37 protein-coding genes and 1 pseudogene are annotated in these 23,213 nt (G+C 62.6%); 3 read left to right on the top strand and 35 right to left on the bottom strand.

Annotated features, from left to right (window positions below):
* Positions 1–26: 26 nt before the first annotated feature.
* Positions 27–386, bottom strand: coding sequence for a hypothetical protein (locus VF194_RS06770; RefSeq protein ID WP_330889327.1), 360 nt, complete (start codon positions 384–386; stop codon positions 27–29).
* 98 nt (positions 387–484) lie between these two features.
* On the opposite strand from VF194_RS06770, the gene queF reads away from it, so the two are divergent.
* Both queF and VF194_RS06760 read left to right on the top strand, forming a co-directional pair.
* Positions 485–964, top strand: coding sequence for a preQ(1) synthase (queF, locus tag VF194_RS06765; RefSeq protein WP_330889325.1), 480 nt, complete (start codon positions 485–487; stop codon positions 962–964).
* Position 965: 1 nt separating this feature from the next.
* Entirely contained in the window at positions 966–1,673 is a 708-nt protein-coding gene (locus VF194_RS06760; RefSeq protein ID WP_330889323.1) for a hypothetical protein, read from the top strand.
* Here the strand turns inward: VF194_RS06760 and VF194_RS06755 are convergent.
* Positions 1,648–2,262, bottom strand: coding sequence for a cysteine hydrolase family protein (locus VF194_RS06755; RefSeq protein ID WP_330889321.1), 615 nt, complete (start codon positions 2,260–2,262; stop codon positions 1,648–1,650). The genes VF194_RS06760 and VF194_RS06755 overlap by 26 nt on opposite strands.
* A gap of 72 nt (positions 2,263–2,334) precedes the next feature.
* Between VF194_RS06755 and VF194_RS06750 the strand changes: the two genes are divergently transcribed.
* Entirely contained in the window at positions 2,335–3,210 is an 876-nt protein-coding gene (locus VF194_RS06750; protein WP_330889319.1) for a LysR family transcriptional regulator, read from the top strand.
* Positions 3,211–3,228: 18 nt separating this feature from the next.
* Here the strand turns inward: VF194_RS06750 and VF194_RS06745 are convergent, their stop codons facing one another.
* From VF194_RS06745 to tuf, 33 genes and pseudogenes are all read right to left on the bottom strand, one after another.
* Complete coding sequence (locus VF194_RS06745; RefSeq protein WP_330889318.1) at positions 3,229–4,545, bottom strand: DUF3422 domain-containing protein; 1,317 nt, start codon at positions 4,543–4,545, stop codon at positions 3,229–3,231.
* Positions 4,533–5,516 (bottom strand): RluA family pseudouridine synthase, encoded by a 984-nt coding sequence (locus VF194_RS06740; RefSeq protein WP_330889316.1) that lies wholly within the window; start codon positions 5,514–5,516, stop codon positions 4,533–4,535. Before VF194_RS06740 ends, VF194_RS06745 begins: the two co-directional genes overlap by 13 nt.
* Positions 5,517–5,548: 32 nt before the next feature.
* Complete coding sequence (locus VF194_RS06735; protein ID WP_330889314.1) at positions 5,549–5,887, bottom strand: hypothetical protein; 339 nt, start codon at positions 5,885–5,887, stop codon at positions 5,549–5,551.
* A gap of 123 nt (positions 5,888–6,010) precedes the next feature.
* The gene (locus VF194_RS06730; protein WP_330889312.1) at positions 6,011–7,348 is read right to left on the bottom strand and encodes a replication-associated recombination protein A; all 1,338 of its coding nucleotides are present in this window, start codon (positions 7,346–7,348) and stop codon (positions 6,011–6,013) included.
* Positions 7,349–7,355: 7 nt separating this feature from the next.
* A complete protein-coding gene (locus tag VF194_RS06725) occupies positions 7,356–8,759 on the bottom strand; it encodes a DegQ family serine endoprotease (protein WP_330889310.1) in 1,404 nt (467 codons plus the stop codon).
* 150 nt (positions 8,760–8,909) lie between these two features.
* Entirely contained in the window at positions 8,910–9,332 is a 423-nt protein-coding gene (gene rplQ, locus VF194_RS06720) for a 50S ribosomal protein L17 (protein WP_330889308.1), read from the bottom strand.
* A 35-nt stretch (positions 9,333–9,367) separates the two neighbouring features.
* Positions 9,368–10,384, bottom strand: a complete 1,017-nt coding sequence (locus VF194_RS06715) for a DNA-directed RNA polymerase subunit alpha (RefSeq protein ID WP_330889306.1) — start codon at positions 10,382–10,384, stop codon at positions 9,368–9,370.
* Positions 10,385–10,531: 147 nt separating this feature from the next.
* A complete protein-coding gene (rpsK, locus tag VF194_RS06710; RefSeq protein ID WP_298727782.1) occupies positions 10,532–10,924 on the bottom strand; it encodes a 30S ribosomal protein S11 in 393 nt (130 codons plus the stop codon).
* 36 nt (positions 10,925–10,960) lie between these two features.
* Positions 10,961–11,338, bottom strand: a complete 378-nt coding sequence (gene rpsM / locus VF194_RS06705; RefSeq protein WP_330889301.1) for a 30S ribosomal protein S13 — start codon at positions 11,336–11,338, stop codon at positions 10,961–10,963.
* Between the two features lie 189 nt (positions 11,339–11,527).
* Entirely contained in the window at positions 11,528–12,178 is a 651-nt protein-coding gene (locus VF194_RS06700; protein WP_330889299.1) for an adenylate kinase, read from the bottom strand.
* Positions 12,175–13,521, bottom strand: coding sequence for a preprotein translocase subunit SecY (secY, locus tag VF194_RS06695; RefSeq protein WP_330889297.1), 1,347 nt, complete (start codon positions 13,519–13,521; stop codon positions 12,175–12,177). The genes VF194_RS06700 and secY overlap by 4 nt, the downstream gene beginning before the upstream one ends.
* An 81-nt stretch (positions 13,522–13,602) precedes the next feature.
* Complete coding sequence (rplO, locus tag VF194_RS06690; protein ID WP_330889295.1) at positions 13,603–14,115, bottom strand: 50S ribosomal protein L15; 513 nt, start codon at positions 14,113–14,115, stop codon at positions 13,603–13,605.
* 50 nt (positions 14,116–14,165) lie between these two features.
* The gene (rpmD, locus tag VF194_RS06685) at positions 14,166–14,378 is read right to left on the bottom strand and encodes a 50S ribosomal protein L30 (protein ID WP_330889293.1); all 213 of its coding nucleotides are present in this window, start codon (positions 14,376–14,378) and stop codon (positions 14,166–14,168) included.
* A gap of 5 nt (positions 14,379–14,383) precedes the next feature.
* Positions 14,384–14,965, bottom strand: coding sequence for a 30S ribosomal protein S5 (gene rpsE / locus VF194_RS06680; protein ID WP_330889291.1), 582 nt, complete (start codon positions 14,963–14,965; stop codon positions 14,384–14,386).
* Positions 14,966–14,982: 17 nt separating this feature from the next.
* Positions 14,983–15,348 (bottom strand): 50S ribosomal protein L18, encoded by a 366-nt coding sequence (gene rplR, locus VF194_RS06675; protein ID WP_330889339.1) that lies wholly within the window; start codon positions 15,346–15,348, stop codon positions 14,983–14,985.
* Between the two features lie 17 nt (positions 15,349–15,365).
* Entirely contained in the window at positions 15,366–15,899 is a 534-nt protein-coding gene (gene rplF, locus VF194_RS06670) for a 50S ribosomal protein L6 (protein WP_330889289.1), read from the bottom strand.
* A gap of 11 nt (positions 15,900–15,910) precedes the next feature.
* Positions 15,911–16,306, bottom strand: a complete 396-nt coding sequence (gene rpsH / locus VF194_RS06665) for a 30S ribosomal protein S8 (RefSeq protein WP_330889287.1) — start codon at positions 16,304–16,306, stop codon at positions 15,911–15,913.
* A 13-nt stretch (positions 16,307–16,319) separates the two neighbouring features.
* Positions 16,320–16,625 carry a 30S ribosomal protein S14 gene (gene rpsN / locus VF194_RS06660; protein WP_330889285.1) on the bottom strand — a complete coding sequence of 102 codons (306 nt, stop codon included), beginning with the start codon at positions 16,623–16,625 and terminating at the stop codon, positions 16,320–16,322.
* A gap of 20 nt (positions 16,626–16,645) precedes the next feature.
* Entirely contained in the window at positions 16,646–17,176 is a 531-nt protein-coding gene (gene rplE / locus VF194_RS06655) for a 50S ribosomal protein L5 (RefSeq protein ID WP_414656080.1), read from the bottom strand.
* Between the two features lie 29 nt (positions 17,177–17,205).
* The gene (gene rplX, locus VF194_RS06650) at positions 17,206–17,529 is read right to left on the bottom strand and encodes a 50S ribosomal protein L24 (protein ID WP_330889281.1); all 324 of its coding nucleotides are present in this window, start codon (positions 17,527–17,529) and stop codon (positions 17,206–17,208) included.
* A 3-nt stretch (positions 17,530–17,532) separates the two neighbouring features.
* Entirely contained in the window at positions 17,533–17,901 is a 369-nt protein-coding gene (gene rplN / locus VF194_RS06645; RefSeq protein WP_330889279.1) for a 50S ribosomal protein L14, read from the bottom strand.
* 33 nt (positions 17,902–17,934) lie between these two features.
* Entirely contained in the window at positions 17,935–18,171 is a 237-nt protein-coding gene (rpsQ, locus tag VF194_RS06640) for a 30S ribosomal protein S17 (RefSeq protein ID WP_330889276.1), read from the bottom strand.
* Between the two features lie 11 nt (positions 18,172–18,182).
* A complete protein-coding gene (rpmC, locus tag VF194_RS06635; RefSeq protein ID WP_330889274.1) occupies positions 18,183–18,380 on the bottom strand; it encodes a 50S ribosomal protein L29 in 198 nt (65 codons plus the stop codon).
* A gap of 3 nt (positions 18,381–18,383) precedes the next feature.
* The gene (gene rplP / locus VF194_RS06630; RefSeq protein ID WP_330889272.1) at positions 18,384–18,803 is read right to left on the bottom strand and encodes a 50S ribosomal protein L16; all 420 of its coding nucleotides are present in this window, start codon (positions 18,801–18,803) and stop codon (positions 18,384–18,386) included.
* 17 nt (positions 18,804–18,820) lie between these two features.
* A complete protein-coding gene (gene rpsC, locus VF194_RS06625) occupies positions 18,821–19,519 on the bottom strand; it encodes a 30S ribosomal protein S3 (protein WP_330889270.1) in 699 nt (232 codons plus the stop codon).
* Positions 19,519–19,971, bottom strand: a complete 453-nt coding sequence (rplV, locus tag VF194_RS06620) for a 50S ribosomal protein L22 (RefSeq protein WP_330889267.1) — start codon at positions 19,969–19,971, stop codon at positions 19,519–19,521. Before rplV ends, rpsC begins: the two co-directional genes overlap by 1 nt.
* 2 nt (positions 19,972–19,973) lie before the next feature.
* Positions 19,974–20,249, bottom strand: coding sequence for a 30S ribosomal protein S19 (rpsS, locus tag VF194_RS06615; RefSeq protein WP_330889265.1), 276 nt, complete (start codon positions 20,247–20,249; stop codon positions 19,974–19,976).
* A gap of 19 nt (positions 20,250–20,268) precedes the next feature.
* Positions 20,269–21,105 (bottom strand): 50S ribosomal protein L2, encoded by an 837-nt coding sequence (gene rplB, locus VF194_RS06610; protein WP_330889263.1) that lies wholly within the window; start codon positions 21,103–21,105, stop codon positions 20,269–20,271.
* A gap of 1 nt (position 21,106) precedes the next feature.
* Complete coding sequence (locus VF194_RS06605; protein WP_330889261.1) at positions 21,107–21,400, bottom strand: 50S ribosomal protein L23; 294 nt, start codon at positions 21,398–21,400, stop codon at positions 21,107–21,109.
* Positions 21,397–22,017 (bottom strand): 50S ribosomal protein L4, encoded by a 621-nt coding sequence (rplD, locus tag VF194_RS06600; RefSeq protein WP_414656079.1) that lies wholly within the window; start codon positions 22,015–22,017, stop codon positions 21,397–21,399. The genes VF194_RS06605 and rplD overlap by 4 nt, the downstream gene beginning before the upstream one ends.
* Before the next feature lie 24 nt (positions 22,018–22,041).
* Positions 22,042–22,725, bottom strand: a complete 684-nt coding sequence (gene rplC / locus VF194_RS06595; protein WP_330889256.1) for a 50S ribosomal protein L3 — start codon at positions 22,723–22,725, stop codon at positions 22,042–22,044.
* A 13-nt stretch (positions 22,726–22,738) separates the two neighbouring features.
* The gene (gene rpsJ / locus VF194_RS06590) at positions 22,739–23,047 is read right to left on the bottom strand and encodes a 30S ribosomal protein S10 (RefSeq protein WP_144257943.1); all 309 of its coding nucleotides are present in this window, start codon (positions 23,045–23,047) and stop codon (positions 22,739–22,741) included.
* A 32-nt stretch (positions 23,048–23,079) separates the two neighbouring features.
* Positions 23,080–23,213, bottom strand: a pseudogene (gene tuf, locus VF194_RS06585) (elongation factor Tu); the annotation flags it as partial.

Raw genomic sequence — 23,213 nt, 5'->3', positions numbered from 1 at the left:
CCGCGCAAACCCTCCCGAAGGCCCTGTCATTTCCCCCTCTTTCGGTCAGCCTTTTTCAGATCCTGCTCCAGAAGGTCGCCTTTCAGTCGTTCCTTCTTCAGATCTGTCTTCCGCTGATCGTCCAGCAGATTTCGTTTGCGCTCGTCAGCCTGTCGGAGCGCTTTCTGCTCATCGAACCGCCGCTCTTCTTCCTTCGTCTGCTTCAGCCGGCCGGGATCGCGTGTTAAGGCTGGCGCAGAAGGCTCAACAGGGGCCCGCGGCACGACGATCCCGGGCTGGACCGGTGCGGCTGGCGGGACGGGGGGCTGTTGTGCCTGCACCCCGCCGGCTGCCGCCGTCAGAACTAAAATGGTCGTCAGCAGCACCCGCTTGCGAGAGATCGCCATTGGCTTATGATAACTCATTGAAAGAGAAAGAAGAAAAACCAAATACCACAGATCGCCTCCGAGATGCAATTTAGGGACTATTGTGGCAGAAGATGGTCATGAAAAAAGCCAAACGCACCGTTCCACGTATTTGCGGGCTGACCCAGCTTGGCCGCCCGACCCGCCAGCCTGCCTCGCCCGAGGAAGCCGTCCTCGAAACCGCGCCCAATCCGCATCCGGGGACGCTTTACCTGATCCGCTTCACGCAACCTGAATTCACCAGCCTATGCCCAATGACCGGGCAACCCGATTTCGCCCATCTGGTGATCGATTACGTTCCGAACGGGAAGATCGTCGAGTCAAAGTCGCTGAAGCTGTTCTTCAACAGCTTCCGCAACCACGGTGCTTTTCACGAGGATTGCACGCTGATGATCGCCAAGCGCCTGCAAGCGGCCATTCAGCCAAGATGGCTGCGGATCGGTGGTTACTGGTATCCGCGTGGCGGCATGCCGATCGATGTTTTTTATCAGACCGGCAAGCCGCCAGCCGGACTCTGGCTCCCGGATACCGGCGTTCCCAGCTATCGCGGACGCGGGTAGCGTGAAGGGCTGGGCAGCCGTATTGCTGTCGCTCCTCGGCCTTGCCGGCTGCTCTGGCCTTGGACATTCCGTCCGCGATCTGAACCGAACGCTTTATCACGCCTGGTCCGGCGAATCAGGACAGTCAGGCCGCCGCCCAGCCGATGGCGCCGAGGCCAGCACCACGCCCTGCTTCAGCCCCGAAACCGGGCTTCTCTATCCCAGTCAGACCGGCCGCTGCGCTCCGGGCTATACCCCCATTGCGCAAGAACAGGCCGAGCGCCAGTTCGGCGCGGTAAAGCGCAGCAAAGGCGCCACCACTCAAACCGCTCCCTCGTCCGTATCCGCCAATGCCGCCGCATCCTCGGGTGGAGGATCGGCCCTTTGTTACAACGACACCCTCGGCCATGTCTTCGAAGCGCCGAGCTGCCCAAGTGGCAGCCGCTGGGTCACGGCGGCTGAAGCGGAAGCCCTGCAACGCGCCCAGCTAACTGGCGCCTCCTGGTGCTACTATGCCAGCCGGCACCTGCTCTATCGCAGCCAGGCCTGCCGGCCAGGCGATCAGGTGTTGGATACCGCGCAGGCGGATGCTCTGTGGGACAAGCTGCCGCCGGAACGCCGCCCCCGCACTCGACCGGTGGAAACGGCCGGTGCAGTTCAACCGGTTCCGCCGATCGAGGCATCGCCGCGCGGCGGGGTCAGCGCTACGCCGCTGCCGGCACCGAAATAGCGCTGGTATCGGCTATGATGGTCGCAAAGCGGTCAGACAGCGCCGTCAGAGCGGCATGATGAACCTGACCGGCCGATAAAACGCCGCCGCCAATGGGATCGGGCAAATCGCGGGTGGCGCAGGCAGAAGCAACAACGGCGCTGCGATAGCCGTGGTCAAGAGCGCTCCGCACCGTCGCGCTGACACACATATGGGTCATGAAACCCGCGACCACGAGTTCTTTGCGGCCGATCCGCTGCAACGTCTCATCCAGGCTCGTATTCGCAAAGGCATTTGGCAGGGTCTTCGAGACGACGGCTTCGCCCTCGGCAGGCCGGATGGCCTCGACAAAAGCGCCATTGGCAGCAGGATCGAACAGACCGCCCGCGCGGCCCATATGCTGGATATGGACGACGGGGGCCGCATGCGCCCGCGCGGCAGCCAGCAGGCGACCGACTTCGGCAACGGCAGCGTCGATTCCAGCCAGCGGCAGCTTGCCGGTTGAGAGATATTCCTGCTGATGGTCGATCAGCAGAAGAACGGCCTTGTTCCAGTCCACGGCCATGGCCGGGGCGCCGGCCATTTCAAGCAGGGTTTTCGGGCGGGTCATCATTTTACTCCTGAGTTGGTGGATGGAGTGTAAGAGCTGGAACCATCTGTGCAAATTCCATAATATTTATCAATGATTGTGCAGAAATTATCAGATCAACCGGATTGGAACGACCTTCGCTATGCCTTGGAGCTGGCGCGACATGGCAGCCTTTCGGCCGCGGCCCGGGCCCTGAAGGTCAACCATGCCACGGTCGCCCGCAGGATCACCGCACTCGAAGCTGCCCTCGGTGTCACCCTCTTCGATCGCGGCCCCCGCGGCTACCGCCCAACGCCTGCCGCCGCCCCGGTGCTGGAAGCGGCAGAGCAGGTCGAAGCTCCGCTGCTGCATCTGAGCCGCCTCGCGGAGGCGCAGCGAGGCGAACAGATCGAAGGCACCCTCCGGGTGACCGCTACCGAGGGTGTCGCCAGTTACATGATGGCGCCGTTACTGCCCCAGCTACAAAGCCGCTGGCCACGTCTTGAGATCGAGATCGCGGTCGAGCATCGCTCGCTCAGTCTGGCGAGGCGGGAGGCTGACATTGCGTTCCGCTGGGCCAAACCGGAAACCGGCGATATCTACGCCACCAAGCTCGGAATGGTGCCCTATCATCTTTTCCGCCACCCGCTGGCGGCTAAGAGCGATGCCGTGGCGGGCTTCGATGAGACGCTTGCGGAGTTGCCGGAATCGCGCTGGCTTGCAGCTCAAGCCGATCTTCGCCCCGTCTTCCGCAGCAACAGCTTTTTGCCCCTGATCGCCGCCGCCCGAGCGGGGGCTTGCGCCATCTTGCTGCCCGATTATGTCGGGCGGCAATTTCCGGAACTGACGCCGGATCCGGGCGATCCGCCGGTCACGCGGGAGTTATGGCTGCTGGTGCATGGCGACCTGCGCGAGGCGCCGCGTATTCGGGCGACAGCGGATTTTTTCATCGAGACAATCAGGAAAATCCTGCGCAGCAATGATGGCTGACCGCGGCCAACGGCCCCCTCAATGCAATCCGGCCTTTTGAAGCGATTTGCGGAAGCGGTGCAAGCCCCACCAGACCAGGACGGCAACAATCGGGATTGCCGCACCAACAGCGATCTCCTTGTCCACTGGAGCGCCGAGGGCGTGCAGAGTCTGCGCCGCATAACCAACCAATCCGACGACATAATAGGTGATGGCCGCCACGGAGAGCCCCTCGACCGTTTCCTGCAGGCGAAGCTGCAGGCGCGAACGGCGGTTCATCGCATCCAGCAATTCGACATTCTGTCGTTCCAAAGCCACATCCACGCGGGTTCGGAGCAGATTGGCCATACGCGTGGCGCGGCGCGACAGGCCTTCGATGCGCTCCGCCACCGTAATGCAGGTGCGCATGGCCGGCGACAGGCGCCGTTCCATGAATTCACCGATCGTCGACAGACCTCCGACTCGCGCCTCGCGCAACTCCTCGATCCGCTTCGTGACCAGGGCATGGTAAGCGCGTGCGGCGCCAAAGCGATACGGCGTTTCCACGGCCAAGGTCTCCACTTCGGCGGCCAGGCCGGCGATCTCGCGCAGAAGGGTCTGTTCGCTTTCGCGGGCGACATCGACCATCCTGCCGGCCAATTCCGCCAGATTATGCTCCAGCGCGGTAAGGCGTGGCGCAACCTGCTGCGCCAAAGGCAAGGCCAGCAGCGCCATCATGCGATAGGTTTCGATCTCGAGAAGACGCAGGACCAGACGGCCGCACTGGGCATCGGTGAGTCCGCGATCCTGGATCAGAAACCGCACCCTATCGTCCCGGCCAAGATAGAAATCGGTCCAGACAGCCGCTCGGCCGTCGGCAACCATGCTGGACACCAATGTCGGCCCGTCAAAGATCTGCCGCAGTGAGGCGATCGCAGGCGTCGGCTCGTCACGGCCCAGGACGGTCACATCGGCCATTACCATGAGCCGGCCAGGCAGATGCGAGAGCCAGTCACCCGGTATTGGCAGCGGCTCTTCCGGACTGCTTAGCGGCTGGGCTGGCCGGCGGGAACAGTAAAACGTCCAGGTCGAAAACTCGGTCCGGCGTTCCCAGATCAGCAGGGTGTCGGCATCGATAGAAATCGCGACATGCTTGGCATCTGCCTCGGGAACAGGTTTGGCGCGGGAGCGGCATAATTCCGCAAGACGGCTCAATTCCGTTTCGCGATCAGGCCCATCCACCATCATGGCCAGATGCCAGACCCGTGCCGGGGCAGCCAATGGCTGTGGCGGCCGGGCATGAACCTCTCCTGCCAGCGCCAGACGCAGCGGGTGCCATTTCTGGCGGGGGATGCCCTGGCCTTCTAGTCCAGCCATTCGTCGGCATCTTTGTCGATCGAGAGGCCGAGAAAATCCCAACTGGCCGCCATATGCGCCGGCAGTGGCGCGCGAACTTCGAGCACACCGCCATCGGGGTGCGGCAGGCGAATGGCGCGGGCATGAAGGTGCAGTTTGCGGCTGATCCCCCCGGTCAGAAACGCCTCCTGACCGCCATATTTTCCGTCGCCGACGATGGGCGTGCCCATCGCTGCGCTATGTACACGGAGCTGATGCGTGCGGCCCGTCAGTGGCGCCATGGCCAGCCAGGCGGCTCGGCGCCCGGCCGTTTCCACCGTCCGGTACAAGGTGACGGCAGTCTTGCCATCCTCCTCATCGGCAACCATTCGCTCACCGGCAGCGCCCGGCAGTTTCGAAAGCGCCAGGTTGATCTTGCCTTCGCGCTGCTGCGGCAGGCCAACGACCAGAGCCCAATACAATTTACGAGCTTCACGGGTCCGCAAAGCCTGAGCGAGCTTTGCCGCTGCCGCCGCATTCCTGGCCAGTAGCAGGACTCCAGACGTGTCCTTGTCGAGCCGATGAACCAGCCGCGGGCGCTCGCTCGCCTCGAAACGCAGATGATCGAGCAGGCCATCCAGATGTTCGCTCTGGCCGGTGCCGCCCTGCGTGGCCAGGCCAGGCGGCTTATTGATCACCAGAACCGAAGCATCCTTGTGAAGCACGGCAGCCTGCAATTCGGCGATCCGCTCGGGCGTCGCGCGCGGCGGTTTCGGCGCTGCTGGCTTGACATCTTCCTTCGGAGGCTCACCCAGCGGCGGAATCCGCACGGTCTGTCCTGCCTCCAGACGCGTAGAGGCTTTAGCGCGGCCGCCATCGACGCGGACTTGGCCAGTACGCAGAAGCTTCTCGAGCTTGCCATGGCCGAGCCAGGGATAGTGGCGTTTGAACCAGCGATCGAGACGGATATCCGTTTCGCCGTCGGCAACGGTACGGGTGATGACTTGAGACATGCTGCTACTATGCGATGGGAGACCCCGGTCTGTCATCGCCAGACGCGGCGTACCCGATCCAGTTCCTTCGGCTCTTCCGCCGGAGGCGGAGGTTCTGCGGCTTTCTGGGCTGCGCGTTGACGAGCCTTCTCGGCCTGGCGTTCAATCCATTCCTGGCGCATCTGCTCGTGGCCCTCCAGCGACTGCACTTCCAGCTCGCAATCCTGAGCCACCTGGAAGATGATCTGCTTGTTCACATGCTTGAACATCGCCAGCTTGTCGTAAAAGCAGTCCTCACGGCTCGGAATATTTCCCGGCGTGTAAAACGGCTTCTCGCGGCCAGGCAGCACCAGGCCGAAGAATCCGGCAAGCAACAACAATCCGAGCAGCACGAGGCCATATACGCCATATCGCTGCAGCATGGGATTTCCGACCGTCTCCAGACAGTTAAACGCTCAACCTGAAGTCTACACCAACTCGCTCGGACAAGTCGCCCAAACGGAAATGGTTAATAATCACCCCTCGCTCTCCGAATGCCGCTTGGAACGTAATTTTTGCCAATATTCCAGTCGCTTAAAAATCTCACGCTCAAAGCCGCGTTCGACAGGCCGGTAGAAGGTCTGGCGCGGCATCTCGGCCGGAAAGTAATTCTGGCCGGAAAAGGCATCCGGCGCATTGTGGTCGTAGGCGTAGCCCTCGCTGTAGCCCAAGTCTTTCATCATCTTGGTCGGGGCATTGAGGATGTGCATCGGCGGCATCAGGGAGCCATGTTCGCGGGCGGCACGCTTTGCCGCGCCGGCCGCGACATAGACGGCATTGGATTTTGGCGCAGTGGCCAGATAGATGACGGCCTGGGCCAGACCGAGCTCGCCTTCAGGCGATCCGAGGAAATCATACATCTCCTTGGCCGCCAGCGTCTGAACCAGGGCGTTAGGATCGGCCATACCGATATCCTCGGCAGCAAAGCGCACCAGCCGCCGGGCGATGTACAAAGGATCCTCGCCGCCAGCCAGCATGCGGGCCAGCCAGTACAGCGCGGCATCGCAATCCGAGCCGCGTATGGATTTGTGCAAGGCCGAAATCAGGTTGTAATGCTCGTCCTGGGTCTTGTCGTAAAGCGGCGCCCGCTTCTGCAGCGTTTCCGCCAGCTTGGCGGGATCGAGCGGCGCCGGCGCATCGATCGTGAATATCTGCTCGGCCATGTTCAGAAGATACCGGCCATCCCCGTCGGCCATGGCCCGCAAAGCCGCCCGCGCTTCCGGCGCCAGGGGCAGCGGACGTTTCTCTACCGCTTCGGCCCGCTGCAGCAAAGCCTCCAGGGCGACGTCATCCAGGCGATGAAGAACAACCACGGAAGCCCGCGACAGCAAGGCGGAATTCAAGGCGAAGCTGGGATTCTCCGTGGTGGCGCCGACCAGCATGACGGTGCCATCTTCGACATACGGCAGGAAGCCATCCTGTTGCGCACGATTGAAACGATGGATCTCATCGACAAACAGCAACGTGGCCTTGCCCGCAGCCCGCCTGCGGCGGGCTTCGTCGAAAGCCTTGCGCAAGTCAGCCACGCCGGAGAACACTGCGGACAGCGGGACAAAGACCAAGCCGGTCGCATCGGCCAGAAGACGCGCGATGGAGGTTTTCCCCGTCCCCGGCGGGCCCCAGAGGATCAGGCTCGCCAGGCGTTTGGTCTGCACCATGCGGGCAAGCGGGCCATCCCCTTTCAGCAGATGATCCTGCCCGATGATCTCATCCAGCGTCTTCGGGCGCAGTCGATCCGCCAGCGGGCCGGTGGGCACCGTTTCCAGACCAGCCGCGCTGAACAGCGTCTCTCCGGTGCCGCCCGTCTGGCTCATATCGCCCTCATGCGCGAACACTAAAGGAAAGGAGCTGATCGCCGCGCCTCAACACCAGCGCCCATTGATCGGCACCGCGCAGCAGGCGCTGCAGCTCCCGTACGTTCTTCACATCGCGATTATTGATCTTGACGATGATGTCGCCGGTGCGGATACGCAAGCGACTGGCCGTCGAATTGGCGGCCACATCCGTGACGATCACACCGGCAAGCGGATCCTCAATCCCGAATTCCTCCGCAACGGCGGGAGACAGATTCACCACGGTGGCTCCCGACAGCGGATTGTTGCCGGCGATCTGGGTGAGATCGCGCGGCGGGCTTTCCGGTGCCTCCGTCAGCGGCAGGCGAAGCGACAGCCGCTGCCCCTTTCGATAGATATCGAGCGTCGCCGACCCGCCGAGCTTGCCAGTGGCAATGCGGAATTTCAGACCCTGCGGATCGTCGACCTCGCGGCCATTGACGGCAAGCACCACATCGCCGGTTTGCAGCCCCGCACGGTCTGCAGGCCCCCCGGGATAAACGCTTTCGACCAGCACGCCCGCTGGCCGCGCCAAACCCAGGCTTTGGGCAATCTCGTGGGTAACGCTTTCACCATTGGCGCCAAGCCATGGCCGGCGGATTCCCTTGCCCGCCAGGGCACTGGCCAGAGTCGACTCCACCAGATTGGAGGGAATGGCGAAACCGATGCCGACCGAGCCGCCGGTGCGCGAGAAAATCGCGGTATTGATGCCGGCGAGCCTGCCGTCGAGAGTTACCAGAGCGCCGCCGGAATTCCCTGGATTGATCGCGGCATCGGTCTGGATGAAGGACTGCGCCGCAGCCTCTCCGATGCCCGTACGCCCCAAAGCCGAGACAATGCCCTGCGTCACTGTCTGCCCAACCCCGAACGGATTGCCAATGGCGACGACCAGATCGCCGACCTCCAGGTCGTCCGAGTTATGGAACTCCAGATATGGCAGGGTCTCGTTCTGCGCATCGATCCGCAGAATGGCGATATCGACCCGCGGATCGGCAGCGATCACCTTTGCCTCGAATTCCCGCCGATCCGCCAGCGCCACCACGATCTGCGTCGCCCCTTCTATGACATGGTTATTGGTGACGATAATGCCGTCAGGCCGCACGATCACGCCCGAGCCGAGCGAGCGGGCGATACGCTCGCGCGGCTGCCCGAAAGGAAATTGATCGCCGAAGAACTGGCGGAAAAAGGGATCGTTGAAGAATGGCGAGGTTTCGACCTGCTCGACCCGGCGCGTATAGACATTCACGACTGCCGGGGCGACGCGGCGAACCAGAGGAGCGAAGCTAAGCTCGATCTCGGTGCGGCTGGAGGGCACACGCGCCTGCGCCGAGGCTGTGGCAGCCGTCGCCGAGGTCAAAGCCAGGACAATGGTGAAAGTCAGGACGCGAATCATCTCGAACCTGGGGGTTTCCCTTTGTAAATAAGGATGTTTCCCAAAGGTTTTCAATCCATCGGGTTGGCTAATGTGGTCGCATCGCCTCCAGAAACAAAAAACGGCGGCCGAAACCGGCCGCCGTTCTGAAACAGTATAGTCTTTTGCCGATTAGGCAGCGGCCTCGGCCTCTTCCGCCTGCTGAACCGGGCCGGAATCGAGACCCTTAGCGGCCGGATCGCGGTCGACCAGCTCGATGACGGCCAGCGGGGCGGCATCGCCATAGCGGAAGCCGGCCTTGAGCACCCGGGTGTAGCCGCCGTTACGGCTGGCATAGCGCTGGTTGAGCGTCGAAAACAGCTTCTCGACGGCCGCCTTCTCCGGCAGGAAGGACAGGACCTGGCGGCGGGCATGCAGATCGCCGCGCTTGCCAAGCGTGATGAGCTTATCCATCAGCGGCTTCAGCTCCTTGGCCTTCGGCAGGGTCGTCGTGATCTGCTCGTGCTTGATCAGCGATGCCGCCATGTTGCCGAACATGGCGCGACGATGGGCGCTCGACTTGTTGAGCTTGCGGCCGGCATTGCGGTGACGCATATCCTACTCTCCTCGATCCTCAGATGGCGGCCGGATCAGTACTGATCCTGCAGTTTCTTCGCCAGTTCCTCGATGTTTTCCGGCGGCCAATTGGGTACATGCATGCCAAGATGCAGACCCATCTGAGCCAGAACCTCCTTGATCTCGTTCAGCGACTTGCGGCCGAAATTCGGCGTGCGCAGCATTTCGGCTTCGGTCTTCTGGATGAGATCGCCGATATAGACGATGTTGTCGTTCTTGAGGCAGTTCGCCGAGCGCACCGACAGCTCGAGCTCGTCGACGCGGCGCAGCAGATTGGGGTTGAATTCCGGCTCGGTCGCCGCCTTCTCCCGCGTCTCGGCCTTCGGCTCTTCGAAGTTGATGAAGAGCTGCAGCTGATCCTGCAGGATACGGGCGGCATAGGCGACGGCGTCCTCCGGCTTGATGGCGCCGTTGGTCTCGATCTGCATGGTCAGCTTATCGTAGTCGAGGATCTGGCCCTCACGGGTATTCTCGACCTTGTACGAGACCTTGCGAACCGGGCTGTACAGCGCATCGACCGGAATCAGGCCGATCGGCGCATCTTCCGGACGGTTTGCCGAGGCCGGCACATAGCCCTTCCCGGTTTCAACCGTCAGTTCCATGCGGATCGTGGCGCCCGCGTCCAGCGTGCAAAGCACATGGTTCGGGTCCATCACCTCGATGTCGTGGCCGGTTTCGATCATCTTGGCGGTGACTTCGCACGGGCCCTGGGCGACCAGGTGCATGCGCTTCGGCCCTTCGCCGTGCATTTTCAGCGCCATCGACTTGATGTTCAGTACGATATCGGTGACGTCCTCGCGCACGCCCGGGATCGACGAGAATTCATGCAGCACGCCGTCGATCTTGATCGACGTGACGGCAGCGCCCTGCAGCGACGAAAGCAGCACACGGCGCAGCGCGTTGCCCAGCGTGAGGCCGAAACCGCGCTCCAGCGGCTCGGCAACGACAGTCGCGCTGCGGCCCGGCACGGCACCGGGCTCGATAACCAGCTTGTTCGGCTTAATCAGATCGGTCCAATTCTTCTGGATCACCTGTAACCTCGTTCGGTTGCGGCGGGTGCGGCAACTCCGCCTGGACCACCTCGGTTGCGGCAACGGCCGCCCCTGAACCTGTTCGGGGTGGCGGCCGGCCTCTTGTTCCACTACCGCGTCGGTCTCATCACCGACGCGCAATCGGCATCAGATGCGGCGCCGCTTCGGCGGACGACAGCCGTTATGCGGGATCGGCGTCACGTCACGAATACTGGTGATGACGAAACCCACGGCCTGCAGGGCGCGCAGAGCGGATTCACGGCCCGAACCGGGGCCCTTGACCTCGACCTCCAGGGTCCGGACGCCATGCTCGGCAGCGCGGCGGCCAGCCACATCGGCTGCGACCTGCGCCGCATACGGCGTGGACTTGCGCGAGCCCTTGAAGCCCTGACTGCCGGCCGACGACCAGGCAATGGTATTGCCCTGGGCGTCAGTAATGGTGATCATCGTATTGTTGAAAGATGCATTCACATGCGCGACGGCAGAGGTGATGTTTTTCTTTTCCTTGCGCCGGGGGCGCGCGGCCTTGTCCTTGACCATGGGGTTTCTTCAGTCCTTCGAAACGGGGGCTTGGAGTTAGCGGGTAGCCTTCTTCTTGCCGGCAATGGCGACCGCCTTGCCCTTGCGGGTACGGGCATTGGTATGGGTCCGCTGGCCACGCACCGGCAGGCCCTTGCGGTGACGCAGGCCGCGATAGCAGCCAAGGTCCATCAAACGCTTGATATTCATAGCGATTTCGCGACGAAGATCACCTTCGACCTTGTAATCGCGATCGATCGCTTCGCGGATCTGCAGCACCTCGGCGTCGGTCAGTTCGTTGACTCGCCGTTCTGCCGGAAGACCGACCTTCTCGCAAATTTCCTTGGCCTTCACCCGGCCGATACCATAGATGTAGGTCAGTGCGATCTCGACCCGTTTGTTGGTCGGGATGTTCACGCCAGCAATACGCGCCACGCTTTCTCTCCTCGAATCACACGCTCCGGCCGGCCGGAACGTTTACCTTTGGGCGGGAAGACGGCACAGAAATTCCCAACGTAGTCAAAGACTTACGTCGGGATCCGCCGCCTCTGTCCTGCTCGCGCCCGCTGCCCAAGGGGCGCGATTATAGAAACTATCTCCACTCAGTCAACTACTTAGTGCCCATCAGAGCGTTGCTAAAACCGCTTCGATCTGCTGGGTCACCTCGTCGATTTCTGCCATGCCATCAACCTGGCGTAGAATGCCGCGCCCCTCGTAATACGGGAGAAGCGGGGCCGTCTGCTGATGGTAAGCCTTGAGCCGGGAAACTACGGTTTCCGCCTTGTCGTCGGCCCGACGGGTAAATTCCTTGCTGCCGCAGACGTCGCAAACCCCGGGGGTCTTCGGCTGTTTGAACGTGTCGTGATAGCCCGTACCGCACTTCGCGCAGGTAAAGCGCCCGGTGATCCGCTCGACCAGGACGTCGTCATTGACCTTCATCTCGATGACGGCATCGAGCTTCAGCTTCCGCTCGGCCAGCATCTTGTCGAGCGCCTCGGCCTGCTTGGTCGTGCGCGGGAAACCATCCAGAATGAAGCCCTTCCGGCAGTCCGGCTGGTCGATCCGCTCGGCGATGATGCCCACGACGATCTCGTCGGAGACCAGCTCGCCGCGGTCCATCACGGCCTTCGCCTTGAGGCCAGTCGCCGTACCGGCCTTGACGGCGGCGCGCAGCATGTCGCCGGTCGAGAGCTGGACCAAGCCATGAGTAGCGGTCAGGCGCTGCGCCTGGGTTCCCTTGCCGGCCCCCGGCGGTCCAAGCAGGATCAGCCTCATTTGCGCGCTCCCCTCAGTTTGGCCTTCTTGATGAGCCCCTCGTACTGATGCGCCAGTAGATGGGATTGAATCTGGGCGACCGTATCCATCGTGACGCTCACCACGATGAGGAGCGAGGTGCCGCCGAAATAGAACGGCACGGAATACTGCGAGATCAGGATTTCGGGCAGCAGGCAGACCGCCGAAATATAGAGTGCTCCCACCACCGTCAGACGGCTCAGCACATAGTCGAAATATTCCGCCGTCCGCTGGCCGGGCCGGATGCCCGGCACGAAGCCGCCGTGTTTCTTGAGATTATCGGCGGTTTCGACCGGATTGAATACGACCGATGTGTAGAAGAAGCAGAAGAACACGATCAGCGCGACATACATGACCAGATACAACGGCTGGCCATGCCCCAGCAGCGTGGTGATCGTGGTGACCCAGCCCGGCGCGCCGGAGCCGGCTGCGAACTGGGCGATCGTGGTCGGCATCAGCAGCAGCGAGGATGCGAAGATAGGGGGAATGACGCCCGAGGTATTCAGCTTCAGCGGCAGATGGGAACTCTCTCCGCCGAACATCCGCTGACCGACCTGACGTTTGGGATACTGCACCAGGATTCGGCGCTGGGCCCGCTCCATGAAGACGATGAAGGTAATCACGGCGACAATGAGAACCAGCAGGAAGAGAATGAAGATGGTGCTCAATGCGCCAGTACGGCCCAGCTCCAAGGTCGCCGCCAACGCCCGCGGCAATTCCGCCACGATGCCGGCGAAAATGATGAGCGACGTGCCCTGTCCCACGCCGCGCTGGGTGATCTGCTCGCCCAGCCACATCAGGAACAGCGTACCGCCGGTCAGCGTGATCATCGTGGTCAGGCGGAAAAACATCCCCGGATCCAGAACGGCGCCGCCGCGGCTGCCGCTCATCCCCTCCAGGCCGACGGCAATACCGTAGGCCTGCACGGCGGCCAGGAACACCGTGCCGTACCGGGTATACTGATTGAGTTTCTTGCGGCCGACCTCGCCCTCCTTCTTCAGCGCCTCGAGCTGCGGCGAGACGGCTGTCAGGAGCTGGACAATGATCGACGCCGATATATAGGGCATGATGTTCAGCGCAAAGATGGTCATGCGCCCCAGCGCACCACCTGCGAACACGTTGAACATGCCTAGAATTCCGCCCGATTGCTGGCGGAAAATATCCGCCATGATCAGCGGGTCGATGCCCGGCAGAGGGATGTAAGTGCCAAGGCGGTAGACGATCAGCGCACCAACCGTGAACCAGATGCGCTTCTTCAATTCGGTCGCCTTGGCGAAGGCCCCAAGATTGAGGCTAGCTGCCATGCGCTCCGCTGCCGATGCCATGTCCGATCCCTAAATCCGACCGAGTGAACTTCAAAACAACCGACGGGGCATTATGCCCCGCCAGCCGATAAATATTAACGCTTACTTTTTGCCCTTGGCCTTTTTCTCGGCCTTCGGAGCGGCTTCGGCCTTCGGCGGAATCATAACGGTGATGCTGCCGCCAGCCTTTTCAACGGCGGCCTTCGCCGTCGCCGACGCCCCGCTGACGGTGATGGTGATCTTGCTCTTCAGCTCGCCGGTGCCGAGCAGGCGAACACCGTCAGCCTTGCCGGAGCAGAGACCAGCCGTGGCCAGAGCAGCCTCGTCGATCGGCTGACCGGCATCGAGCTTGCCCTTGTCGATCACAGCCTGCAGACGGCCGATGTTGACCGTCTCGAATTCCGCCGGGCGGAGCGGGTTGAACCCGCGCTTCGGCAGGCGACGGTAAATCGGGGTCTGGCCGCCTTCAAAACCGTTAACGCTGACGCCGGTGCGCGCCTTCTGGCCCTTGACGCCACGGCCCGAGGTCTTGCCCTTGCCGGAGCCGATACCGCGGCCGACACGCATGCGCGCCTTTCGGGCGCCAGGATTGTCGGCAATCTGATTGAGACGCATCTTGCTATCCCTTCCACTCGAACCGGCTGGAAAGGCCGGTCGCTAAATCCTCAACCTTCGATCTGGATCAGGTGCTGCACTTTGGCAATCATGCCGCGCACCGAAGGCGTATCCTCCAGTTCGCGCGTCTGATGCAGCTTGCGCAGACCGAGACCGACCAGGGTGGCCTGCTGATCGGCGGTCCGCTTCTGCGCAGACCGGATCCAGGTGACCTTCACGGTCTTGCCGGCCGCCTTGGCGGCCTTCTTCTTTGCCGGAGCCATCTATATTACTCCTCGGTTTCGCCGCGGCGACCGAGGATGTCGGCCACCTTCTTGCCGCGCTTCGCCGCGATGTAACGAGGCGCGTTCAGATTCTGCAACGCGGCAAAGGTCGCCTTCACCATATTGTGCGGATTGGAGGTTCCGGTCGACTTGGTGACCACGTCGGCAACGCCAAGCGTCTCGAAGACGGCGCGCATCGGACCGCCGGCGATGATGCCGGTGCCGGCCGGAGCGGCACGCAGGATGACCTTGCCCGCGCCGTGGCGGCCTTCGATATCGTGATGCAGCGTGCGGCCCTCGCGCAGGTTGACCCGGATCATGTTCCGCTTCGCGTGCTCGGTGGCCTTGCGGATCGCTTCCGGAACTTCGCGGGCCTTGCCCGATCCATAGCCGACGCGGCCCTTCTGGTCGCCGACGACAACCAGAGCGGCAAAGCCGAAGCGCCGACCGCCCTTCACCACCTTGGCGACGCGGTTGATGCTGACCAGCTTGTCGACGAGTTCGCTCTCGCCGCGCTCGCGATCACCGCCGCGCTCGCCGCGATGCTCGCCCCGCTCACCCCGTTCAGCTCGTTGAGTAGCAGCCATTTGTACCCAAACCTTTCTCAGAAATTCAGACCAGCTTCGCGCGCCGCCTCGGCGAGCGCCTTGATGCGCCCGTGGTAGAGGTAGGCACCGCGGTCGAAAATCACCTCCGTGACGCCGGCGGCCTTGGCGCGCTCGGCGATCAGCTTGCCGACTTCGCTCGCCGCCTTGGTGTCGGCGCCGGTCCTCAGCGAGCTACGCAGATTCGCCTCCAGCGAAGAGGCCGAAGCGAGCGTCACGCCCTTCACGTCATCGATCAGTTGCGCATAGATGTAGCGCGACGAACGATGAACGCTCAGCCGCGGGCGGCCATGGGCGGCAGCGCTGATCTTGGCTCGATTGCGCATCTTGCGGCGATCGAACAGCTCATTCATGCGAGTCTTCATGCTCATAGCCGCGGTCCTTACTTCTTCTTGCCTTCCTTACGCAGGATGGTCTCGTCGATATACTTGATGCCCTTGCCCTTGTAGGGCTCGGGGGGCTTGATCGCGCGAATCTCCGCGGCGACTTGGCCGACGAGATGCTTGTCCGCACCGCTGATCTTGATCGACGTGGGCTTCTCCACCTTGATCTCGATGCCAGCCGGGATCGGATAGATCACCTCATGGCTGAAACCCATGTTGAGTTGCAGGTTCTTGCCCTGCATCGCCGCACGAAGGCCGACGCCATTGATCTCGAGCTCGCGGGTGTAGCCGTCCTTCACGCCCTTGACCAGGTTGCTGACCAGGGTGCGCTGCATGCCCCACATGGAGCGGGCATAGCGGGTCGGCTGCCGCGGCTTGACGGTGATCTTGCCGTCCGCAACTTCGACAGAGAGATCGTCCACAACAGTGAGCTTCAGCTCACCTTTCGGGCCCTTCGCCGTCAGGGTCTGGCCGGCCAACTGGACCTGCACCCCCTGCGGAACCGGAACCGGATGCTTGCCGATACGCGACATCGTCAAACTCCTCAGAATACGCGGCAGAGGACTTCGCCGCCAACATTGGCAGCGCGCGCCTCGATATCCGACATCACGCCGCGCGGCGTGGACAGAATGGAAATGCCAAGGCCGCCTCGAACCTTGCCGAGGTCGCTGATGCCCGAGTAGACCCGACGACCAGGCTTCGATACGCGATCGATCGCCTTGATGACCGGCTCGCCTTCGAAATACTTCAGCTCAATACGCAGGTTGCGCTTGTTGCCATCCTCCAACAGCTCGTAGCCGCGGATATAACCTTCCTTCTTCAGGACCTCGAGCACGTTCATCCGCAGCTTCGAGGCCGGGCAGCCGATATTGTCTCTGCCCGCCTGCTGACCGTTGCGGATGCGGGTCAGCATATCGCCAAGGGGATCGGTAAGAGCCATACCCTCTTCCTCCTTACCAGCTCGACTTGACCATGCCGGGAATCTGGCCGCTCGAGGCCAGCTCACGCAGCATGTTGCGCGACAGCTTCAGTTTCCGATAGGTGCCGCGCGGGCGCCCGGTCAGCTCGCAGCGATTGCGCACACGGATCTTCGCCGAATTACGCGGCAGTTCGGCCAGCTTCAGGGCCGCCTCGAACCGCTCTTCCGGGGATACGTCCTTGTCCTTGATGGTGGCCTTCAGCTTGCTGCGCTTCGGCTCATACCGCGCCGCCAGCTTCGCGCGACGCTTATTCTTTTCGACAGCACTCGTCTTCGCCATATCAGCGATCCTTTCTCGGCTCAGTTCTGGAACGGCATGCGGAAACCGGCCAGCAGGGCCTTGGCTTCCTCGTCCGTCTTCGCCGTCGTGCAGATGATGATATCCATGCCGCGCACGGTATCGACCTTGTCGTAGTTGATCTCCGGGAAGATGATCTGCTCTTTCAGGCCGAGGGCATAATTGCCGCGGCCGTCAAAGCTCTTGCCCGGCACGCCACGGAAGTCGCGGACCCGCGGCAGCGCGATGTTGATCAGACGATCAAGGAACTCGTACATATGCTCACGGCGCAAGGTCACCTTGCAGCCGATCGGCTGGCCTTCACGCAGCTTGAAGTTCGCAATCGCCTTGCGGGCCTTGGTCATGACCGGCTTCTGACCGGTAATGGCGGCCAGTTCGGATGCGGCGGCCTGAACCTTCTTCGAATCCTGCGCGGCTTCGCCCACGCCCATGTTGACGACGATCTTCTCGATCTTCGGCACTTCCATGGGGTTCTTGTAGCCGAACTTTTCCATCAGCTGCTTGCGCACCTGATTTTCGTAAACGTCCTTCATACGGGGAGCAGCCATTGCACCACCCTCCATCAGCGGTCGATGACTTCGCCGGAGCGCTTGGCAAAGCGCACCTTGCGGCCGTCATCCAGGAATTTGTAGCCAACGCGGGTCGGCTTGCCGTCTTTCGGATCGGCATGCATCACGTTGGAGATATGCACCGGAGCCTCGCGTTCCTCGATGCCGCCGGCCGAGGTACGGCTCGGCTTGACATGCTTGGTCACCTTGTTGGCGCCGGAAACGACGACGCGGTTGGTGCTGGGCTCGACGCGCAGCACTTCGCCGGTGGCGCCCTTCGAGCGACCAGAGACGACGACAACCTTGTCGCCCTTCTTGATCTTCAACTTCTCGGCCATGGCTCAGAGCACCTCCGGGGCCAGCGAAATGATCTTCATATGGCCCTTCGCGCGCAGCTCGCGGGTCACCGGGCCGAAAATGCGGGTGCCGATCGGCTCCTGCTGCTTGTTGATGAGGACCGCTGCATTGCGGTCGAAGCGGATCGCGCTGCCATCGGGGCGGCGGATCTCCTTCGCCGTGCGGACGATGACCGCACGATGCACATCGCCCTTCTTCACGCGGCCGCGCGGAATGGCATCCTTCACCGAGACGACGATAATGTCGCCGACCTGCGCCGTCTTGCGCTTCGAGCCCCCCAGCACCTTGATGCACTGGACTCGGCGCGCGCCTGAATTGTCGGCGACGTCGAGATTGGTTTCCACCTGGATCATTGGACCTGTACCTCGCTAACTATCCGTGCCGTCTCAGGAGGCGTTCTCGACGACAACCCATCGTTTCAGCTTGGAGATGGGTTTCGACTCCTGGATCCACACGATCTCGCCCTCCTTATGGGCGTTCTGCTCGTCGTGGGCGTGATACTTCTTCGAACGGCGGATGAACTTCTTGTACACCGGGTCCATGATCCGCCGCTCGACCTTGACGACGACGGTCTTGTCACCCTTGCTGCTCACCACGACGCCCTGCAATACGCGCTTCGGCATCTCTTCTCTCCTTACGCCCGCTTCTCGGCCTGCTGACGCAGGGCAGTCTGGACGCGTGCGATATCGCGGCGCACCTGACGAACGCGCGCGGTGTTCTCCAACTGGCCAGTCGCCTTCTGGAAGCGCAGATTGAACTGCTCCTTCTTCAGATCGACGAGCTTGGTGTTCAGTTCGTCCTTGGTCTTACCGACCAGTTCGCTAGCCTTCATGACTTACGCTCCCTCGCCCAGGCGGGTAACGATCTTGGTCCGGATCGGCAGCTTGGCGGCGCCAAGCGTGAACGCTTCCTTGGCCAGGGCCGCCGGAATGCCGTCGAGCTCGAACATGATGCGGCCGGGCTTGACGCGGCAGACCCAGAGCTCGGGCGAGCCCTTGCCCGAGCCCATGCGAACTTCGGCCGGCTTCTTCGACACCGGAACATCCGGGAAGACGCGGATCCACATACGGCCCTGACGCTTGATGTGGCGGGTGATCGCACGGCGGCAGGCTTCGATCTGGCGCGCGGTCACACGGGCCGGCTCCATCGCCTTCAGGCCAAAGGCGCCGAAATTGAGGTCGGTGCCGCCCTTGGCGACGCCATGGATGCGGCCCTTGAAGGCCTTGCGGAACTTAGTGCGTTTCGGTTGCAACATCTCTCGTTACTCCCGGCTCAACCCTGGCGGCCCGGATGACCGCCCTGGGCCTGCTCGGCCAGGCGCTTGTCCTGCGCCATCGGGTCGTGAGCCATGATCTCACCCTTGAACACCCAAACCTTCACGCCGCAGGTGCCGTAAGCAGTCTTGGCCGTGGCGCGGGCGAAATCGACATCGGCGCGCAGCGTATGCAGCGGCACCCGGCCTTCGCGATACCACTCGACACGGGCGATTTCGGCCCCGCCCAGACGACCGCCGCAGTTGATGCGGATGCCGCCGGCACCAAGGCGCATCGCCGACTGCACGGCGCGCTTCATCGCGCGGCGGAAAGCCACGCGGCGCTCGAGCTGCTGAGCGATGTTTTCCGCCACCAGCTTGGCGTCGAGTTCGGGCTTGCGGATCTCGACGATGTTGAGATGAACTTCCGACTTGGTCATCTTCGCCAGATCGGAGCGCAGCTTTTCGATATCGGCGCCCTTCTTGCCAATCACCACGCCCGGACGGGCCGAATGGATGGTGATGCGGGCCTTCTTGGCCGGACGTTCGATAACGATGCGCGCGACGCCGGCCTGGGCCAGACGCTGCTCGAGATACTTGCGGATCTGCAGATCCTCATGCAGCAGGCCGGCATATTCCTTGTCGCTGGCGAACCAGCGGGAATCCCAGGTGCGGTTGATGCCGAGACGGAGCCCGACCGGATTGACTTTCTGACCCATTACGCCTGCTCCCCGCTCTGCTGAGCCTCGGCCTTCTTCGACTTGCCGGTCGTCTTCGCCTTGGCCGGAGCCTTCTTCTCTTCCTCGCGCTCACGCACCACGATCGTAATATGGCTGAACGGCTTCAGGATCTTGGCACCACGACCGCGCGCGCGGGCATGGAAGCGCCGCATCACCAGGCCCTTGCCGACGCTCGCCTCGGAGACGACCAGACGGTCGACGTCGAGCTGGTGGTTGTTCTCGGCATTGGCGATCGCCGACTGCAGAACCTTCTTCACGTCCTTGGCGATGCGCCGCTTGGAGAAGGTCAGCTCGGACAACGCCGCCTCGACCCGCTTACCGCGGATCAGGCCGGCAACCACGCCAAGTTTCCGAGGGCTGACACGGATGTTCCGCCCCACAGCCATCGCCTCGTTCTCGCCGAGGCGGGATTCGCGCGCCTGCTTGCTCATGGTTACTTCTTCGCCTTCTTGTCGGCGCTGTGACCATGGAAGGTACGGGTCGGCGCGAACTCGCCAAACTTATGCCCGACCATCTCCTCGGTCACCAACACCGGGATGAACTTGTTGCCGTTGTGGACACCGAAGGTCAGGCCGACGAATTGCGGCATGATCGTCGAACGCCGCGACCAGGTCTTCACGACCTCCTTGCGGCCCGACGACATCACCTTGTCGGCCTTCTTCAGCAGATACCCGTCAACGAACGGGCCTTTCCAGACAGAACGTGTCACGATCTACCTCCTAGCCCGATCAGCTATGCTTGCCCGCCGGGCGGCGGCGCAGGATCATCTTCTGCGTCCGCTTGTTGTTACGCGTGCGCTTACCCTTGGTCGACTTGCCCCACGGGGTCACCGGATGACGGCCACCCGAAGTACGGCCCTCACCACCACCATGCGGATGGTCGATCGGGTTCATGGCGACACCGCGAACGGTCGGACGAATGCCCATCCAGCGCTTGCGGCCCGCCTTGCCCAGCTTGGTGTTCTGGTTGTCCGGGTTCGACACCGCGCCGATCGTGGCCATGCAATCGGCCTGAACCAGACGCTGCTCGCCCGAAGCCAGGCGCAGAAGCGCCATGCCCTGATCCTTGCCGACGAGCTGCACGAAGCTGCCGGCGGAACGGGCCATCTGGCCACCCTTGCCCGGCTTCATCTCCACGTTGTGGATGATGGTGCCGACCGGGATCGCCTTCATCGGCATGGCATTGCCGGGCTTGATGTCGGCCTTCTCGCCGGACACGACGCGGTCGCCAACCTTCAGACGCTGCGGCGCCAGGATATAGCTCAACTCGCCATCGTCGTACTTGATCAGTGCGATGAAGGCGGTGCGGTTCGGGTCGTACTCGATCCGCTCGACCACGGCCCCGACATCGAACTTGCGGCGCTTGAAGTCGATCAGGCGATAGCGGCGCTTGTGGCCACCGCCGATATGGCGGGTGGTGATGCGGCCGAAATGGTTGCGGCCGCCGGTCTTCTTCAGACCCTCGGTCAGCTCCTTGACCGGGCGGCCCTTGTAGAGCTGCGAACGGTCGATCAGGACCAGACCGCGGGTCGACGGCGTAACCGGCTTGTAATTCTTCAACGCCATGTCAGATCCCCGTCGTCACGTCGATCTTGTGGCCTTCGGCGAGAGTCACCATCGCCTTCTTCCAGTCCGAACGCCGGCCTGGCTCGCCACGGAAAAACTTCGTCTTGCCCTTGGAGCGGATGGTGTTCACGGCCGTTACCTTGACCTTGAACAGCGCTTCCACCGCCGCCTTGATCTGAGGCTTGGTGGCCTCGAGCGGCACCTTGAAGGTGACCTGGTTGTACTCGGAAGTACGGGTCGCCTTTTCGGTGATCACCGGCGCAAGGATCACGTCGTAATGATTGAGCGTGCTCATTTCAGACGAGCCTCCAGAGCCTCGACCGCGGCCTTGGTCAGCACCAAGGTATCGCGGCGCAGGATGTCATACACATTGGCCCCCTGCTCCGGCAGAACGTCGACGTTGCGGAGCATGCGGGCGGCGCGGGCGAAATTGTCGTCCAGCGTCTTGCCGTCGATCACCAGCGCGCTGTCGAGGCCGAGGCCCTTCAGCTTGCCGGCGAGATCCTTGGTCTTGCCGGCTGACAACACCGCGCTGTCCAGCACCTTCAGCTTGCCTTCGGCGAGCTTGGTCGACAGCGCCGTCTTCAGCGCAAGCTTGCGGACCTTTTTCGGCAGGTTGATCGCATGGCTGCGAACGACCGGGCCGAAGGCCTTGCCGCCACCGCGGAACTGCGGGGCGCGGATGCCGCCATGACGGGCGCCGCCGGTGCCCTTCTGCTTGATGATCTTGCGGGTCGAGCCCTCGACCTCGCCATAGGTCTTGGTCTTGTGGGTGCCCTGCTGACGCTTGGCAAGCTGCCAGATCACGTAACGCTGCAGCAGGTCGGCGCGCGGCGGCAGGCCAAACACGTCCTTGGACAGCGTAAGCTTGCCCGACGCCTTGTTCTCCAGCGTGGTCACCGCGACTTCGATGGTCTCAGCCATGGTTCTCTACCCTTACTTCGCGGCGGCCTTGAGCGCGGCCGGCATCGGCAGGTCCTTCGCCCGCGGCTTCTTCACCGCGTCGCGGACCAACACATACTGACCTTCCGAACCCGGAACGCTGCCCTTGAGCATGATCAAGCCGCGGGCCGCATCGGTGCGGATCACCTGCAGGTTCTGCTGGGTGCGCTGACGGTCGCCCATATGGCCGGCCATCTTCTTGCCCTTGAACACCTTGCCGGGATCCTGACGCTGACCGGTCGAACCGTGGCTGCGGTGGCTGATCGACACGCCGTGGCTGGCTTCCAGGCCGCGGAAATTGTGCCGCTTCATGACACCGGCAAAACCCTTACCGATCGTCGTGCCCGTAACATCGACGAACTGGCCGACGATGAAGTGCTCGACCGAGAGTTCTGCCCCGACATCGACCAGGGCATCCGCCGGCACGCGGAATTCGGCCAGCTTGCGCTTCGGTTCGACATTGGCCTTGGCGAAATGACCGCGCATGGCCTTCGTCACATTCTTCGGCTTGGCTGCATCGACACCGAGCTGGATGGCGGTATAGCCATCTTTCTCCTCGGTGCGCTGCGCCACCACCTGGCAATTGTCCACTTTCAGCACGGTGACGGGCACATGTGTCCCGTCCTCCGTGAACAGCCGGGTCATCCCCAGCTTGCGTGCAACCAATCCGGTCCGCATGGGCCCAATCCCCTTAGAGCTTGATCTCGACATCCACGCCGGCGGCGAGGTCGAGCTTCATCAGCGCGTCCACCGTCTGCGGGGTCGGGTCGACGATGTCGAGAAGCCGCTTGTGCGTGCGGATCTCGAACTGCTCGCGCGACTTCTTGTCGACGTGCGGCGAACGGTTCACCGTGAACCGCTCGATATGAGTCGGCAGCGGGATCGGACCGCGCACACGCGCGCCCGTACGCTTGGCCGTGCTGACGATCTCGCTGGTGCTCTGATCGAGTACGCGATGATCGAAAGCCTTGAGACGAATGCGGATATTCTGGCTATCCATGATCTTTATGTCCTAGTACGGGTCGTCGCCGCTTACGCGATGATCTTGGCGACGACGCCGGCGCCGACGGTGCGGCCGCCTTCGCGGATGGCGAAGCGCAGGCCCTCATCCATGGCGATCGGCGCGATCAGCTCGACATCCATCGCCACGTTGTCGCCCGGCATCA

Origin of the sequence: Ferrovibrio sp. (assembly GCF_036381655.1) — a bacterium.
Taxonomy (GTDB): domain Bacteria; phylum Pseudomonadota; class Alphaproteobacteria; order Ferrovibrionales; family Ferrovibrionaceae; genus Ferrovibrio.
The sequence above is the reverse complement of the archived record's forward strand: the minus strand, read 5'-3'. Positions and strand labels throughout refer to the sequence as shown.